Annotated in this window: 13 protein-coding genes and 1 pseudogene; 8 read left to right on the top strand and 6 right to left on the bottom strand. The window is 47.2% G+C overall.

Going from position 1 to position 15,972, the window contains the following annotated elements; translation table 11 throughout:
- Window positions 1–82 precede the first annotated feature (82 nt).
- Entirely contained in the window at window positions 83–1,672 is a 1,590-nt protein-coding gene (locus NDI35_RS21350; RefSeq protein WP_445314479.1) for a bifunctional pantoate--beta-alanine ligase/(d)CMP kinase, read from the top strand.
- A 488-nt stretch (window positions 1,673–2,160) separates the two neighbouring features.
- Window positions 2,161–3,096: a polysaccharide deacetylase family protein gene (locus NDI35_RS21355; protein ID WP_445314480.1), complete on the top strand. Its 936-nt coding sequence runs from the start codon at window positions 2,161–2,163 to the stop codon at window positions 3,094–3,096.
- 287 nt (window positions 3,097–3,383) lie between these two features.
- Here the strand turns inward: NDI35_RS21355 and NDI35_RS21360 are convergent, their stop codons facing one another.
- Window positions 3,384–4,451: an NAD(P)/FAD-dependent oxidoreductase gene (locus NDI35_RS21360; RefSeq protein ID WP_445314481.1), complete on the bottom strand. Its 1,068-nt coding sequence runs from the start codon at window positions 4,449–4,451 to the stop codon at window positions 3,384–3,386.
- 272 nt (window positions 4,452–4,723) lie between these two features.
- On the opposite strand from NDI35_RS21360, the gene NDI35_RS21365 reads away from it, so the two are divergent.
- Both NDI35_RS21365 and NDI35_RS21370 read left to right on the top strand, forming a co-directional pair.
- Complete coding sequence (locus NDI35_RS21365; protein WP_333218159.1) at window positions 4,724–5,569, top strand: YaaW family protein; 846 nt, start codon at window positions 4,724–4,726, stop codon at window positions 5,567–5,569.
- A gap of 43 nt (window positions 5,570–5,612) precedes the next feature.
- A complete protein-coding gene (locus NDI35_RS21370) occupies window positions 5,613–7,148 on the top strand; it encodes an O-antigen ligase family protein (RefSeq protein ID WP_445314482.1) in 1,536 nt (511 codons plus the stop codon).
- 279 nt (window positions 7,149–7,427) lie between these two features.
- Here NDI35_RS21370 and glmS read toward each other — a convergent pair whose 3' ends face one another.
- The 4 genes from glmS to NDI35_RS21390 all read right to left on the bottom strand — a co-directional run bounded on the left by glmS (window position 7,428) and on the right by NDI35_RS21390 (window position 11,282).
- Complete coding sequence (gene glmS / locus NDI35_RS21375; RefSeq protein ID WP_445314483.1) at window positions 7,428–9,350, bottom strand: glutamine--fructose-6-phosphate transaminase (isomerizing); 1,923 nt, start codon at window positions 9,348–9,350, stop codon at window positions 7,428–7,430.
- 160 nt (window positions 9,351–9,510) lie between these two features.
- Window positions 9,511–9,756, bottom strand: a complete 246-nt coding sequence (gene psaC, locus NDI35_RS21380) for a photosystem I iron-sulfur center protein PsaC (protein WP_015175986.1) — start codon at window positions 9,754–9,756, stop codon at window positions 9,511–9,513.
- Between the two features lie 269 nt (window positions 9,757–10,025).
- Window positions 10,026–10,931, bottom strand: a complete 906-nt coding sequence (locus NDI35_RS21385; RefSeq protein ID WP_445314484.1) for a CoB--CoM heterodisulfide reductase iron-sulfur subunit B family protein — start codon at window positions 10,929–10,931, stop codon at window positions 10,026–10,028.
- A 168-nt stretch (window positions 10,932–11,099) separates the two neighbouring features.
- Complete coding sequence (locus tag NDI35_RS21390; protein ID WP_445314485.1) at window positions 11,100–11,282, bottom strand: hypothetical protein; 183 nt, start codon at window positions 11,280–11,282, stop codon at window positions 11,100–11,102.
- Window positions 11,283–11,836: 554 nt separating this feature from the next.
- Here NDI35_RS21390 and NDI35_RS21395 point away from each other — a divergent pair.
- The 4 genes from NDI35_RS21395 (at window position 11,837) to fabF (ending at window position 15,380) form a co-directional block, all read left to right on the top strand.
- Window positions 11,837–12,415 (top strand): hypothetical protein, encoded by a 579-nt coding sequence (locus NDI35_RS21395; RefSeq protein WP_445314486.1) that lies wholly within the window; start codon window positions 11,837–11,839, stop codon window positions 12,413–12,415.
- Between the two features lie 551 nt (window positions 12,416–12,966).
- The gene (locus NDI35_RS21400; RefSeq protein WP_445314487.1) at window positions 12,967–13,320 is read left to right on the top strand and encodes a VOC family protein; all 354 of its coding nucleotides are present in this window, start codon (window positions 12,967–12,969) and stop codon (window positions 13,318–13,320) included.
- Window positions 13,321–13,774: 454 nt separating this feature from the next.
- Window positions 13,775–14,029 (top strand): acyl carrier protein, encoded by a 255-nt coding sequence (gene acpP, locus NDI35_RS21405; protein WP_006633716.1) that lies wholly within the window; start codon window positions 13,775–13,777, stop codon window positions 14,027–14,029.
- Between the two features lie 97 nt (window positions 14,030–14,126).
- Entirely contained in the window at window positions 14,127–15,380 is a 1,254-nt protein-coding gene (gene fabF, locus NDI35_RS21410) for a beta-ketoacyl-ACP synthase II (RefSeq protein WP_445314488.1), read from the top strand.
- 431 nt (window positions 15,381–15,811) lie between these two features.
- On the opposite strand, the pseudogene NDI35_RS21415 reads toward fabF, so the two are convergent.
- Window positions 15,812–15,972 (bottom strand): annotated as a pseudogene (locus NDI35_RS21415) (photosystem II q(b) protein); the annotation flags it as partial.

The raw sequence follows: 15,972 nt of genomic DNA on the forward strand, positions 1-15,972 counted from the left end.
AGGATGATGCAAGATGTCATGTCGAACAAATTCTCACAAATAAACTCTGCATTCTGCCGAATGCCTTCAGGAGATTCTACCGGTGCGCCTGTTTACTACCATTGCAGCACTTCGCTGCTACTTAAATTTACAAAAGTCTGCTGCACCTCATTTGACAGTCGGTTTGGTGCCGACGATGGGAGCTTTGCACGCAGGGCATCTGAGCTTGATCCAGCGGGCAAGGCAAGAAAATGCGATCGCCCTGGTCAGCATTTTTGTCAACCCGCTGCAATTTGGACCGACAGAAGATTTTCAAGATTATCCTCGGAATTTCGAGCAAGACCGACTGTTGTGCGAACAAGCTGGGGTTGATGCCATATTTGCTCCCTCAGCAACGGAAATGTTCGGCCCTCAAGCAGTCGGCACAGAAACAGAGCAAACCGCCGAAAAACACATAGAGATTCACCTTTCATCCTTAACTCAAGTAGTGCCGCCACCGGCGATGACATCGGTTTTGTGTGGCAAAGCAAGGCCGGGTCATTTTCAGGGCGTCGCGGCCATTGTTACTAAACTCTTGAGTTTGGTGCAGCCGACAAAAGCTTATTTCGGTCAAAAAGACGCCCAGCAGCTAGCAATTATTCGGAAGCTGGTCTTTGATTTTAACTTGCCTGTAGAGATTGTCGCTTGTCCGATCGTCCGCGAAGAGTCGGGACTGGCAATGAGTTCTCGCAATCAGTATTTAACAGCAGAGCAAAAACAGCAAGCCTCCGTACTCTACCGCGCGCTGCAACAAGCCTCGGAAACTTTTTCTTCAGGCGACCGCACCGCAGCAGCCGCACTCGCTGCCGCCCGCGCAGCAGTCGCAGAAGAACCCGCAGTAAAGCTCGAATACGCCGAACTCGTCGATCCCGACACTTTGACGCCGTTGCAGGCTGTGGAAACAGCGGGACTTTTAGCCGTGGCGGCCAGAGTTGGCTCTACTCGTTTGATTGACAATATAATTCTCAGGAATCGCCGACCCATTGTGGCGATCGACGGCCCGGCGGGAGCAGGCAAATCTACAGTAACTCGCCTTGCCGCAACTGCTTTGAACTTGTTTTATCTGGATACCGGCGCGATGTACCGGGCGCTGACTTGGCTGGCATTGAAAACAGACACGCCGATTTCCGACGAATGTGCGATCGCCGAATTAATCAGTTCCAGTTATTTGGAATACAACCTCGATCCCGCGTCAAAGATGCTGAAGATTAACGGCGAAGACGTAACCGAGGCAATTCGCAGTTTGGAAGTGACATCCCGCGTCTCGGAAATGGCGGCAGTTCCCGCCGTGCGGCAGTTTCTGGTGGAGGAACAGCGGCGCTGCGGCACAAAAGGCGGAATTATAGCAGAAGGGCGCGATATCGGCACTAACGTGTTTCCCGATGCGGAACTGAAGATTTTTTTGACAGCTTCGGTACAAGAGCGATCGCGCAGGCGGCTGTTAGAACTTAAAGATACCGATCGGGCTAATATTAGCTTGGCCCAATTGGAACAAGACATCGCCCTGCGGGACGAAAAGGACAGCACCCGCGCGGTTGCACCTTTGCGTAAAGCGGCGGATGCTGTGGAAATTCAAACAGACAATCTGACTGTTGCTGAAGTTATCGATCGGATTGTCGGCTTGTACAGAGAGAGAATCGGCCCTAAAAGTTAATTTTACGACCCTGGGGGCGCGCGATCGCCCTCATATCAAATCCAGTTAAACTCACATCTTGCACTATTTTCGCTTAATAGGCTTTCTGCTCTATCCCACAAAGACTAAATTTTATTGTGGGGTGGAATCTTCTAACCCGCCCTTGAAAGGCTTATTAACAATAGTGCAACATCTCAGGTTAAACTCACATCTTGCAGTGTCAGGCAGGGACGCGGGCTGAGTCCCTAAGAATATCGTGCCATGAATCCGACTTGAGCGCCGTCCCTTGGGTGGGAAAAAAGTTCACCCATCCCACGTTTTTATCGGTTAGGGGATTTGTGGCACACAAATCTTAATTTTTTTTTATCCGGACGGACTTCCCCACGATCGGTTATTTCCAGTAGCATTTTTAGGAACAGTCCAATTTAAGATTATCCTCTTAAGTGGATTAACTTGATATCAACATAAAATCTCAAATTAACTGTGCAAGGTGTGAAGGAGACAATGACGTGACAAAATTGAAACGGCTGTGGAGGCGGCGAAAAACTTTAATCGTTGCTTTGATGGCAGCAACAGGAAGTTTTTTGCTGGGTGTGACATGGCCAATTAACTTCCGGGCAAATCAGCCCTTGCAACCGATTCAGGCGCAAGTCTTGGCCGTATCCCAGTCCCAAGAACAACAGCCGATGTCCACTATTAATAAGTTCTCCAAGGCGATCGCCAATCGAGTAGAATTTTCCCAACAGGCTCTAGCCCAAGTGCAGGCAATCCGATTTCAATCAGCCGTACCGGATCAGTTTCAAGGTACAACCATTAGTCACGCGAAACTCGACTCCCAGCACAAGGCGATCGCCCTGACATTTGACGACGGCCCCTGGCCGAAAACAACTACACAAATCCTAGATATTCTCAAGGAAAATAATATTAAGGCTACATTCTTCTGGGTAGGAAAATACCTGAAAAATTCTCCCGAAATTGGCCAACAGGTCGCAGCAGCCGGTCACGCGATCGGCAACCACACTTGGAACCATGAATACCTTCAGTATAACGAAGACGGTGCCGCTCGCGAGATCGATCGCACTTCATCATTAATTGAGGACTTGACCGGCATCCAAACATCGATGTTCCGCCCGCCAGGAGGCATTTTAAACAATGGATTGACAGCTTACGCTCAAAAGAAAAATTATGCAGTTGTGATGTGGTCTGCTGATTCTTTTGATTGGCGCACCCTTACGGAATCTTTGATAGACAACGTGATGAGGCAGGCAAATTCCGGCGGCATTGTGCTGATGCACGACGGCGGCGGCAATCGAGCAAGAACTGTCAAAGCTTTACCTGATATTATTGCTCGATTGAGAAAGGAAGGGTACAGTTTTGTAACAGTTCCCGAGTTATTGCAGATGCAAGAACAAGACTTACAACACCAGGAAACAGCACAAAAATAAAAATTTGGAAAAGTGGGATATTACACCATTTTTCCATTTTTTTGTAAGTCGTTAGGTTGCTTTTTCATAACTATATAGCGCAGGTGAAGGTTAATCGCAGTTATAAAATTAATACAGAGACGGCTGCGGTCATCGCTACCTCCCGCCATCGTTTACAGCAAACCGCGCCGATATTCATGCCGGACAGTATTATCACGTTCGAGGGCAAGGTAATCTTCGGGGCTACACCCAGACGGGATGGCAATCATAGCGTTAGAGGCAAAATCGATACATTAATTTTAGCCATATTACCAATTTAGGCTGGAATCTAACGGCAAATCCTGCAACTGAGAATTCACCCAATTAGCCGCCGCCAAACCCGATCGCAAAGCCCCCTCTATTTGACCTTCCCCGCACAAATCCCCCGCACAAACCAGCGGCAAATTCCCCCCAGCCGCCAAACAAGAAACAGGCAAAGGATTTCGACAAAAAGCATACCGCCAGCGGTGAACCTGCAACCATTCCGGCTCTTTGAGCCAAGGGATTAAATATTCAGAAGCGCGATCGAGCAATTCTTGACCGACAGTATCCAAATCAGCAGCTTCTAAATAGCGTTCTGCAAAATTTGCGCTGCTGTGAACCACAAACACCGGCTGCTGCGGCTCGATCCGTTTGCTGCTGTCCAAACCAACCCAAGCTAAATCAGAATTATCGGGGAAAGAAACAGATTTCCACTGCGGATTTAGATTGCTCAAATCTTGCTGTTTGGCCGCAGGATAGCCAGCCATAACGGTAATGCAAGGGTCGTACTCTACAGAACGCAATTTGTCAATAAAATCAGATTTCAAACCGATTTCCGCATCCAAAAACATTAAAGCTTGAGGTGCAGGAATTGCCACAACCACAGCCTTAGCAATCAATTCTTGAGGTATCTCTAAATTGCTGTCAGTGACTTCTAGGGAAAGATGCCACATTTGGTTATCTGTAGTAGAAATAGCTTGTACGCGGCGGCCAAACCAAATTTCTACATCCTCCGCCAGATACTTACCGATCGCATTCATACCCGCAGGTGCGACATAACAAGAACTAGCAATAGCAGAAAGTTTTCCCTGTCTGAATTCCCAGACAGTATCAGTCCAGAGTTTGAGGATATCCCGATCGACCAAAGCCTCAATTAACCCCTGCACCGCATCCCCCTGCGGTTCCAGATACCGCGCCCCGTGATCGGCCCTAGTACCCTGTACGCGGCGGGTAGCAACACGTCCCCCCGCGCCGCGAGATTTCTCAACAACAGCCACAGAATAACCAGCTTGACGCAACCGTTGAGCGCAACTCAGCCCCGCCATACCCGCACCAATCACCGCAACATCGAACATAATCAATCAGTCAGCCTTGTGAATCTAAACATCAGCTTAAAGGCTGCGAGCTGAATTTGTACCTTACCGATGACTCAAAAAAGCCGTAGCTTGCCGGGCCCGACGCCATCGCCCTGCACCAAGTAGTAGAATAAAGGACAGCACGAATCCATGATTAAGACCAGATAAAAAAATGCCACTGTAGGTAAATCCTAAATCCTCATGGTTGTCAATCAGCAGCAATCTAAAATCTAAAATCTAAAATCTAAAATCGAATAGGGGAGGGCAAAATTTTGGACGAACTCAGAGCAGCACTCGAATTGACAACAGAAGAAGAATTGCAGCAACTAACAGAACTTCTGTTCAGCCGCAAGTTTAACCCTTTAGATTACGTGCAAACCCCCGCACCGATAGATGTACAAAGTCGCGATCGCGAAGCATGGCTCGACGCCGTAGAACAGCGGTTTCGCTATCTTGCAGCCGACGGGTTGACGGTACTCAGAGGGCGCACCCAACAAGTAACTTACAGACAAGCACTAATTCAAGTTTGTCGCTATCTCAAAATCCCTTATCCCAGACAGTTGTCAACCACCGACTTAGAGGCAGAAGTATTTCTGCACTTAATGGGCCGCGCGTGGAAGCGTTTACCCGCAGATGAACAGCAAGCGCTGACAGTGCGCGTACAGCGAGCGATCGTTGATTCTAAACTCTCAGAACCCCTGCCAATTTCTGCTGAAAAAGACCCGCTCGGTTTGCTGTTCAAAGGTGGGAGCGCTTTAGCTGTTAGTTCCATCTTAAAACCAATGCTGCTCAAACTCATGGCCAATCAATTTGCGCTGCATTTTGCCACCTATCAAATGGCAAAACAAGGAGTGCTTGCAGGCACTGCAACGGCAGCAACCCAGTTTCAAAATTATGTCGCAATTCAGACGGCGCGGCGTGGTATGGCGGTGAGTGCGGCTCGTTACGGTGCAACGCGGAGCGTATTTTCGTTGGTCGGCCCGGTGATGTGGACTTGGTTTTTAGCGGATTTGGGTTGGCGATCGATTTCCACGAACTACGGCCGCATTATCCCGACCATTTTTGCCTTAGCTCAAATACGCCTGACGCGATCGGAATGCGTTTGGGAACTAGCTTAACGATGGTAGATTGTAGATTTTAGATTTGAGATTGGGAGTGTGGGTGAATATCAAAAATCGGTTGAAATTAGCTGCCAAACAGACCGTCGCAAATCTCAAGTCTCGCCTCCAAAAACATCCAGATCCCCGCCTGCAAATCCCTTGGAATTTCGTCCAAGTAGGGATGCTGATTTTTCCCTTAATTCCGATTTTGGGAGCTTTAGGTTTATTCCTGGGATTGGCCGGCACTTGCAAGCAAAAGTTCCGTCAAATTAGTCGCCGCCCGTTGAATCGAGGATTCGCAATTCTGAGCGCGCTGCTAGTCATCACAGCCGTTTTTGCCCACAACCGCATTGAGGCTTTTATAGGGTTGTACAATTTCTTGCCGTTCTTTATATTGTTTGCCACTTTCAGCAGTTTAATTCAAACTCTGCCTCAATTGCGGCAATTGTCTTGGATGATTGTAGTTAGTTCAATTCCAGTGATAATTTTAGGCCTGGGACAGCAATTTTTAGGTTGGAGCGGAATAGATCAATTGCAGCCTGTTTTTGGCTGGGTACTCGAACCCAAAGGCAATCCCCCCGGCCGCATGGCTTCTGTATTTATGTACGCTAATATTTTAGCTTGCTATCTGACAATTGCTTTTATTTTAGCACTGGGACTGTGGATGGAAGAAGGGTTTGGCAACAAGCAAGGTAAGGGATTTAACGGATTTACCAGCTCGATTTGGAGGGAAGAGGAAATAGGAAAAAAGGAAACTATTAATGAACCGCTGATTCCCGATTCCCAATTTCCGATTCCCAATTTCCGATTCCTATTTTTAAGTTGTGCAGTGATCGGAAATGCTGTTGCTTTGATTTTTACTAATTCTCGCAATGCTTGGGGGCTGGCAGTTTTGGCAGTTTTGGCTTTTGCATTTTATGCGGGTTATAAAAAATTATTAGCTGCGGTTGTGAGTGTGGCTAGCACAATTTTTTTGTCTGCCTTTGGCCCGGCACCACTGCGGCAATCTTTACGAAGAATTGTTCCGGCTTTCTTTTGGGCTAGACTCACCGACGAGATGTTCCCAAATCGGCCGACTGCTACTTTGAGAAAAACTCAGTGGGAATTTGCTTGGTCTATGACTCAGCAGCGTCCTTGGACTGGTTGGGGATTGCGAAATTTTACGCCTCTCTATCAAGCTCAGATGCAAGAATGGCTCGGTCATCCTCACAGTTTGATACTGATGTTGACTGCGGAAACGGGCATACCCGCAACGGTTTTGTTGTTTGGTTTAGTTGGCTGGGTTTTGGCTAGGGGTGTTTTGCTGCTGGCGAATTGGCAGCTTTTTCCTAGGGATATTAAACATGAGAAAATAACAACAGAGGAAGTAGCGAAAAATACTTTATTTCTCCCTCAAAAATCTCTAGTTCATATCACAAACCAGGTTGCTTATCAAGATGTAAGAGCGAGCGAGCGCCTAATTTTTTTCAGTTATTTATTAGCCTTCGCCGCTTGTACGCTTTTTAACACTGTAGACGTGACGCTGTTTGATTTCCGACTCAATACTACAAGCTGGTTGCTGTTAGCCGCAATTTGCGGGGTCAGCCAGAGGAAATAGGCGATCGCGCATTGGAGGCATAGTCTGGAAGGTTATTGATAACAAATAACCAATAACCAATAACAACTCCTAACAGTCAACAGTCAGCAGTCAACTGCCAACTGCTGTGAACGCAAAATAAAGTTGTACACTGAAAATGCTCGAAAGCATTGATGTGTCGTACAGCATTCTAAGTTTAAAGTTGTACACCCGTGATCGAAATCCTTACTTGGCAAGGCTTTCAAGATAGTGTACAACTTTATTTTCAAAATACAACTGCCAACTGCCAACTGAATTCTTTTATTCTACCGTCACCGACTTCGCCAAATTTCGTGGCTGATCCACATCCAAACCCCGACGCGCCGCAATGTGATAAGCCAATAATTGCAGCGGAACTACTGTCACAATCGGCGACAACAATTCATCCACCAAAGGCACCGGCAAAATGTGGTCAAAAATATCGGCTTCCGCCACACCTTGCTTCGGCGTAACGCCAATTAAACGGGCGTCACGCGCCTTCGCTTCTTGAGCGTTGGAAAGCACCTTTTCGTAGACGCTACCGGGCATGGCGATCGCCACTACAGGCACTTTCGCATCCAAAAGGGCGATCGGGCCGTGTTTCATCTCTCCGGCGGGATATCCTTCGGCGTGAATATAGCTAATTTCCTTCAGTTTCAGCGCCCCTTCCAAAGCAATCGGAAAGTTAATTCCCCGCCCCAAAAAGATAAAATCTTGGGTGTCTGTAAACTGGTGAGACAATTCCTCCACATACTGTTCTTGAATCTCCAAAAACTTCTCAATTTCTGCCGGCAACTGGCGCAAACCAGCAATAATTTCTGCCAATCTATCCGTGCTGATTGTTTGCCGCTGGTGCGCCAAATCCAAAGCTAAGAAATAGAATGCCATCAACTGAGTGACAAAAGTTTTAGTCGCAGCAACGCCCACTTCTATACCAGCATGGGTGTTGATTACCTGCGGCATCATGTGGGCGATCGAACTTTCGGTTCTGTTAGTAATGCCTAACATTCTCGCCCGAAATTTATCGGTAAAACCCGCGCGACGCTGCTGTTCCATCCCCAAAGCAGCCAGTGTGTCCGCCGTTTCTCCCGACTGTGTTACCCCAATAGTTAAAGTATTTGCTGTCAGCGGTGCGGGCGCGTAGCGGTATTCAGAAGCGTACTGCACGGCAGTGGGAATATTAGCTAATTGTTCCAACAAATATTTGCCAATTAGCGAAGCGTGCCAGCTCGTTCCGCAGGCAAAAATTGAAATTTGTTCGACATCGGCGCAAAGTTCCTTGGGCAAGTTGAGATTGATGGGAGAGCGCGGATTTCCGGGCTGCCACTCGCTGTCTAAATAAGCCTCCAAACACGCTCTGACTACGGCGGGCTGTTCGTAAATCTCCTTGTGCATGAAGTGTTTGAAGCCTTGTTTTTCGACTAAAACCGGACTCCAACCAAGGATGCGGGGGCTTTTTTTCAGCCTTTCTCCTGCAAAGCTGTAAACTTCGACTCCCATCGGAGTTAGCCTTGCCAATTCGCCATTTTCCAAGGACAAAACAGTGCGGGTGTTAGATACTAAGGCCGGCGTGTCGGAAGCGCAGAAAAATTCGCCTGCACCAAAGCCAATTACCAAAGGAGCTTGCTGTCTGGCGACAATTATTTCCTCGGGAAAATCTGCACAGATAACGGCGATCGCAAAAGCTCCTTCTAATTTATTTACCGCCTTTAAAACAGTTTCCAAAAACGATAAATCAGCTATTTTCTCGGTTTTTTTATCTTTTTCTTCTTCCTTCTCCCTTCTTGCTTCTTTCAAAAATTCAGCTATTAAATGAGGAATAACTTCTGTATCCGTATCCGAGACAAATTTATGTCCCTTCGCTTTCAATTCTTTCCGCAACTCGCGATAATTTTCGACAATTCCATTTTGAACTACCGCAATTCGCCCGCTATTATCCATGTGAGGGTGAGCGTTATATTCTTCTGGTTTGCCGTGAGTTGCCCAGCGGGTGTGTCCGATGCCGATGGGAGCCAGAGAGTCAATCTCTGCTAGCTTTTCCCGGAGGCTGTGCAATTTCCCCTTTGCTCGGATGCAGGTAATTTCTCCTTCGGAGATGGTAGCGAGGCCCGCTGAATCGTAGCCCCGGTATTCTAGTTTCTCCAATCCTGCTAGCAAAATCTCGCTTGCTGCTTGCGTGCCAATATAGCCAACGATTCCGCACATTTAACGTACTACTCCTGCTTAGCGATCGCAATAAAACTCAAGTTTTATCATTTTTACCTTCTTCGGGCCCCACAATGCAGATTCCGCGACAAAAAAAGAGGGGGCAATTTAATCGCCCCCTCTTTTTTGCCCGTAATTCGATCGGCGTGTCGATCGATATTTAGTAGGCTAGACCCATACTGCGAGTGGTTTCTGCTCCCAGGTAAACCCGGATGCTCAGAAAATCGGTGGGGCAAGCAGTTTCGCACCGCTTGCAGCCTACACAGTCTTCGGTGCGGGGAGATGAGGCAATCTGAGCTGCTTTGCAGCCATCCCAGGGCACCATCTCCAAAACGTCAGTCGGACAAGCGCGGACGCATTGAGTGCAGCCGATGCAAGTATCGTAAATTTTGACTGAATGAGACATTGAATAAAGGCTCCCAACGAGTCACTAAAAATTTGCTGCCTCTGCGAATTAACAGATTTGACGGCGAGGTGCCACCGCTATAGCCTGCACAGAGAATTAAAGGTTAGTCTACCGCAGTGCCTGGAAGCACTTCGCGAAAAAGCGACAAAACTTCACAGTTATTCACGCTGGGAGTCTTATCAAAGTACGTTGCTACTGAGCACGTCTGTGGTTAGAGCGGAGTTATCAAGGACAGACATCTTTACTACAAATCTGTGCAAATCGATCGACTAAAAGCCTAATTTTTCTAACACGGGCTTAGTTGACACAATATGTCGATCGAGTCCTAGTTTTTTCGGCTCCACACCCAAAGCCAAAGCCACCAATTGCGACAAATGCAACACGGGCAAACCCAACTTGCGCCCGATTACTTTTTCCACCTCCGGCTGTCGCGAATCCAAATTTAAATGACAAAGCGGACAAGGCGTTACCATACAATCAGCCTCATTGTCAAGAGCATCTTGAATATGTTTGCCTGCCATCTGAAAAGATTGGTTAGTGGCATAACTCGCCAACGGCCAGCCGCAGCACTGTGTCCGCCCTCGATAGTAAACCGGAGTTGCCCCGATCGCCCGAAATACATTTTCCATCGATTCGGGTTGGTGCGGGTCATCGTAAAGCAGCTTATCCTGAGCTCGCAGCAGGTAGCATCCGTAAAAAGACGCGCACTTCAAGCCCGAAAGCTTGCGGGTGACTCGCTTGTGCACCTCGTCGAGCCCGTAATCTGCAACGATCGCCCACAACAGATGTTTCACCTCGGTACTGCCTTGATAAGGCGAACAACCTTGTTTTTTGAGTAAACCGTTAACTTGATCTACGTAGTTGGGATCTGTTTTTTGGCAATCCTTGAGGCGATCGTCCACATGACCGATTACCCCTTGACAAGTGCTGCAATGCGTCAGCAAAGGCAAATTTAGTTCCTCAGCCAAAGCAATATTGCGAGCGTTGACAGTATCTTCGAGTAACTGCGAATCTTCTTTGAAAGTGCCAGAACCGCAGCAGGAAGCTTTTTTGAGTTCCACCAGTTCAATCCCCAACGCTTGAGTTAGCGCTTGGGTAGACAGGTAAAGTTCACGGGCAGCCCCCTGGGCAACGCAACCGGGAAAGTAAGCATATCTGAGAGTTTGGGATGGCATAGTCGTTTCTGCTGGGGACACAAGGCAAGGGACAAGACAGGAGTGCGATCGAAGTTGGGATGCTTCCTGCTTCGTTGCCGTTCTCCATATCCTTACTTAGTTTTAGACAATTATTATCGTTGAGGCAGCATTTTTTAGGTTGCTGGCGGGGCGATCGCGCTAATCTGCTTAAGGCGCTTTTGGAAACATTGCATCGCTGATGGTTCGTCTAAACACAGGAAGCGATCGCACCGTCAAAGTTATGTATCTGTGATCGCTGCGGGGCAAGCAAAAGTGAGGTACTAAGTTTGTCAGTTGGGAAAGGCGAAGGGCGAGCGCACTAGCATAAGTAATTGTTAGGCGATCGAGCATAACACATCGTTACAGCCGACCCATTAGAGTGTTATGATTCAAGAGTAAATAAGCCAAGGTGGCTGAACTAAAGCGTTAGCTTGCTGGGTTATCAGTGGGACTGTACTTCAATGCTGTCGGTAGTTGCAAAATCATCTGGTTCCAGACATAGCGGTAGTTTATGATACTGCTTTTCATCTCAGCCAAGATGTCAAATCATGCCGTCGGGTCAAGCACAATTTCCCCCAACCGTCACAGTTTACAAAGCTCCTCACAAAGATCAAGGGCAAAAGTTACTGGAGGAGGGGTTTCAACCCACTCATTTCTCCTACTATTCTCCCTACCTTGATGGGAATTGCTACTTCTTAGCTGGTCCAAATGACAAAAGTATTGCCGAGGAGTTCAATCACAACTTAAAGAAGGCGTTCTTGAAGTTGTGATGATCGGGCAAGCTACGATCGAGATTTCAAAACGCTTGAGTATCGCTAGGAGAAAAATGACGATTTTGAGCGGATTGAGGTAGTTCTTAGCCACCCATACTGCCTAAACATGAATGATTTGGAGGGAATTCAATAATGTTAAACTCAATAAGGTTCGACTGGCAAAAGTTAGCCCATATCAAAGAACTAAAAGACTATTTTGAAACTGATTTCGACGGATTTAGTAAACGGATCGAGCATCATATTCATGAGTTGCAGAAAATTGAATCTAAAGAGCTTGACAACCTCGCCATTTTACGAGTTATTGAAGTTACAAATGGTTGCATTCAATGGGGATTTAGAAGAAAAGATGAGGGATGCTTATCAGTTGAACAGACCCGTGAATGCATGAAGAAGGTGATTGGATTTATTCAAGATAAAAAAATCGATTTTCCAAGGGGAGAGTCTATTCATTTTACTTCATCCACTCAACAATTGATTAGTGAGGGACGTGAGCTTTACCAAGAGGCATTTAAGAAAAATATACCCGGCCAAGAAAAAGAATACTATGCCTATTCGACGGCTCAGTTCTTAGTATACGGTCGCCCACGTTTGAATGCTGCACTTCAATTAGTAAAACAGGAGTTTGAATCTCTGTTTACAACGTACTATATCGAAAAAGGTCGCAATTATATTGCCCCATATATTGAGGCGCTTCTTCCTGAAAATTCATGAAATGAGGGGAATCATCCACAATTGATGGACAAAGTGCAATCTCTGATCTTATAAGTAGAGTTGATGTTAAGCTGTGTAACAATTCCCTTGGAGCCTCCTTGGCGAAAGTCACTGGTGTAGATGCAATGGTTTTGACAACCCCTCAAGCACACCGTTAGACAGAACAGATGGCGCCTATTAAATTTGTCGTTTTTCAGCCGAGATTAAGCAAGCAAAGATGGTTGGCTCCGTTGTTGAGTCCAGAGAAGCTATTGGCGATCGCGAAACATAGGTAATCGTTAAGCATCTTGTAATGCAAAATTTAGAAGACAATCCATCCTTTTATGTGCGTGTTCAAGCACGAGTTTTAGGATGCCTTCGCGGTGGTGAAATTACCGTTACCTTGCTCCCTGGCCATGGGTTAGTGGTAATATAACCCATACAGACTTATCTCGTTCCTGAAAGATTGAGAATGCCCAATAGTGAGTTTGATGTGTTTTTCAAACATCCTGGTGCAGAAATGGTTCGAGTCTTGCGTCACGATGAATCATGTCCAGAAATGGATAAAAGCAATGAGTAAAGTCCAACTGAATCTTGTTGTCATTCGCTCAGGTAACATTGAACAAGCTACTGTCTTCTATCAAAGGCTGGGTCTGTATTTCATCAAACATCAGCATGGCAATGGTTTAGAGCATTTTGCTAGTGAGGTAGGCTGTGCCACCTTTGAGATTTATCCGTGTACTGCTGGAACAGTACCAACGACGGCAACTCGGCTGGGATTTCAAGTGTCTTCTGTAGATGCTGTTGTCAGTGAACTCAAAAAGCATGGTGCTTCAATTGTTTCACCTCCTGCAGATTCAGCTTGGGGACGACGTGCAGTTGTGGCAGACCCAGATGGACATCGAGTAGAGTTGACACAGCTCTAATAATCTCGATTTGCTCCAAATGACCCATTGATGTAACGGCTATCTTGACTAGATAATGGTCGCTGCCTATCACACGGTAGCAAGCTTCGACCTCTGGAGATTCTTAGAGGAGCGATCGAATCTTATCGGATCGATGGCCAAAAGACTTGATGGTAATGAATGTGGCGATCAGTAATCCCAGTTTTTATGGGCAGTCCTGGACGCAAAAATTGCTTTCCAACACTATTTGTAGCGGTTAAGGTGGGGTGTACACCGTCAAATAGAGTTTATGCGTCCAGGACTATTCATAAAAGCGATCGCACGCCCGCAACAGTCCTTAACTTGACACCAATGCCTAATGCCCAGGGCCCACTCCCTACACAAAGGGTCAGTTAGAAAAGCGGCCGGTCTTTGTCCTGCAGATCCCCCTTTCGGATAAGATTAGATACGCAGCAACCAATGAGGACACGATGTTATGAGCCAAGACGACATTTTTGCTAGAGTCCAGAAAATTGTGGCAGAGCAACTGGAAGTCGATAAGAGCGAAGTCAAGCCCGAAGCCAACTTTGCTAATGATTTAGGAGCAGATTCCTTAGATACAGTAGAGCTGGTCATGGCCTTGGAAGAAGAGTTTGATATTGAAATTCCCGACGAAGCAGCCGAAGGAATTACTACGGTTCAGGCTTCTGTAGATTTCATCAGCAGCAAACTTGCAGCTCCAAAAGCATAAAATACCTGTCTTTTCCCCTAAGAGGAGAGAAGTTAGAAAACTGGAAACTCCTCTTTTGTTCTGCGTTCTGGGTGTTTAATTTTTTGAAACTGAAATCATGACAAATTTAGAGCGTAAGCGCGTTGTTATCACGGGTCTCGGCGCGATTACACCGATCGGCAATACCTTGTCCGAATATTGGGACGGGTTGCTTGCCGGGAAGAATGGTATAGGCCCGATCACCTTATTCGACCCGTCGCGGCACGACTGCCGCTTTGCCGCAGAGGTGAAGGGTTTCGACCCACACGACTATTTAGAGCGCAAGGAAGCAAAGCGGATGGATCGCTTTGCTCAATTTGGGGTGTCAGCGAGTAAACAAGCTATTGCTGATGCGAAGTTTGAGATTAACGACCTGAACGCAGAACAGGTGGGTGTCATTCTTGGCACTGGCATTGGTGGCCTGAAGGTTTTGGAAGAGCAGCAAGAGATCTATCTGACTCGCGGCCCCGATCGATGCAGCCCGTTTATGATTCCCATGATGATTGCGAATATGGCCGCGGGGCTGACGGCGATTCAAACGGGTGCTAAGGGACCGAACTCTTGCACGGTGACGGCCTGTGCGGCCGGGTCAAATGCCGTGGGCGATGCGTTTCGCCTAGTTCAGGGGGGTTACGCCCAAGCAATGATTTGTGGCGGTACAGAAGCTGCGGTGACACCTTTGTGCGTGGCGGGTTTTGCTGCCGCAAGAGCGCTTTCGACTCGCAACGATGACCCGACTCATGCTTCTCGTCCGTTCGATCGCGATCGTGATGGTTTTGTCGTCGGCGAAGGTGCTGGCATTCTGATTCTAGAAGAAATGGAACACGCTCTGGCGCGTGGCGCGAAGATTTACGCAGAAATCGTCGGCTACGGTTCAACTTGCGATGCGTATCACATGACTTCTCCGGTACCGGGGGGGGAAGGTGCGTCACGGGCAATGGCTTTAGCGCTCAAGGATGGGGGTTTGACGCCGGATCAAGTGAGCTATATCAACGCTCACGGCACGAGTACGCTTCCCAACGATTCTACGGAAACCAAGGCGATTAAAAAGACTTTGGGAGACCATGCTTACAAAGTAGCAATTAGTTCTACCAAGTCGATGACCGGCCATCTTTTGGGCGGTTCTGGGGGCATTGAGGCGGTGGCGACGGTAATGTCGATCGCCAATGACAAAATCCCGCCGACAATTAACCTGGAAAATCCCGATCCAGAGTGCGATTTGGACTATGTTCCTCATACAAGCCGCGATCTAAAAGTTGATGTGGCGCTGTCGAATTCCTTTGGATTTGGCGGCCACAACGTGACTCTGGCATTCAAGAAGTTTGTTCAGTAGCGGGTAATCCGAAATCGAGAGTTAAAAGGTGAAAAATTAATTTTTCACCTTTTATTTTTAGATTGGGCGATCAGCTATTAAGTAAATCAACTTAACTCAACCTAAAATGCGATCGCGCGTTAGAGCCACGCAACACTTTAACTGCTGCCGGGTTCTGGATATTCTGTTTTTGGATTAGCTGTTGCTAATATCATGTCCGGGCGAGCGCTTGACTCAAAACGCTTACTTGTCATGAGTCAAGCGCAACGAAGTAAGCGCGTTGCCGAAAGGGCGAGATTCTTCAGTTCCTTCAGGACTCTGAATGATAACTACTCAAGCCGATTTGATATCACTTAGTTTTTTAATAGAAGGAGAACTTTAAAAATCTTTTTTCTCCAAACAAAAAGCGCCCCTATTACTAGGAGCGCTTTTTGTTAATCGATAGCTAAAACTTAGCCATTGATAGAAGGAGCAACCAAAGCTACAGGAGTTGTCTCACCAGCAGCCAAATCAAGCGGGAAGTTGTGAGCATTGCGCTCGTGCATTACTTCCATACCCAAGTTAGCGCGGTTGATGACATCAGCCCAAGTATTGATCACACGACCTTGAGAGT

Origin of the sequence: Microcoleus vaginatus FACHB-2002, from assembly GCF_040004035.1 — a bacterium.
GTDB classification, from domain to species: domain Bacteria; phylum Cyanobacteriota; class Cyanobacteriia; order Cyanobacteriales; family Microcoleaceae; genus Microcoleus; species Microcoleus vaginatus_C.

Bases quoted from the DNA above. Each gene is read 5' to 3' on its own strand.
- psaC (WP_015175986.1), bottom strand. From the start codon at position 9,756: ATGTCTCATTCAGTCAAAATTTACGATACTTGCATCGGCTGCACTCAA.
- NDI35_RS21395 (WP_445314486.1), top strand. From the start codon at position 11,837: ATGTTAAACTCAATAAGGTTCGACTGGCAAAAGTTAGCCCATATCAAA.
- NDI35_RS21360 (WP_445314481.1), bottom strand. From the start codon at position 4,451: ATGTTCGATGTTGCGGTGATTGGTGCGGGTATGGCGGGGCTGAGTTGC.
- NDI35_RS21390 (WP_445314485.1), bottom strand. From the start codon at position 11,282: ATGCTCGATCGCCTAACAATTACTTATGCTAGTGCGCTCGCCCTTCGC.
- NDI35_RS21400 (WP_445314487.1), top strand. From the start codon at position 12,967: ATGAGTAAAGTCCAACTGAATCTTGTTGTCATTCGCTCAGGTAACATT.
- acpP (WP_006633716.1), top strand. From the start codon at position 13,775: ATGAGCCAAGACGACATTTTTGCTAGAGTCCAGAAAATTGTGGCAGAG.
- fabF (WP_445314488.1), top strand. From the start codon at position 14,127: ATGACAAATTTAGAGCGTAAGCGCGTTGTTATCACGGGTCTCGGCGCG.
- glmS (WP_445314483.1), bottom strand. From the start codon at position 9,350: ATGTGCGGAATCGTTGGCTATATTGGCACGCAAGCAGCAAGCGAGATT.
- NDI35_RS21385 (WP_445314484.1), bottom strand. From the start codon at position 10,931: ATGCCATCCCAAACTCTCAGATATGCTTACTTTCCCGGTTGCGTTGCC.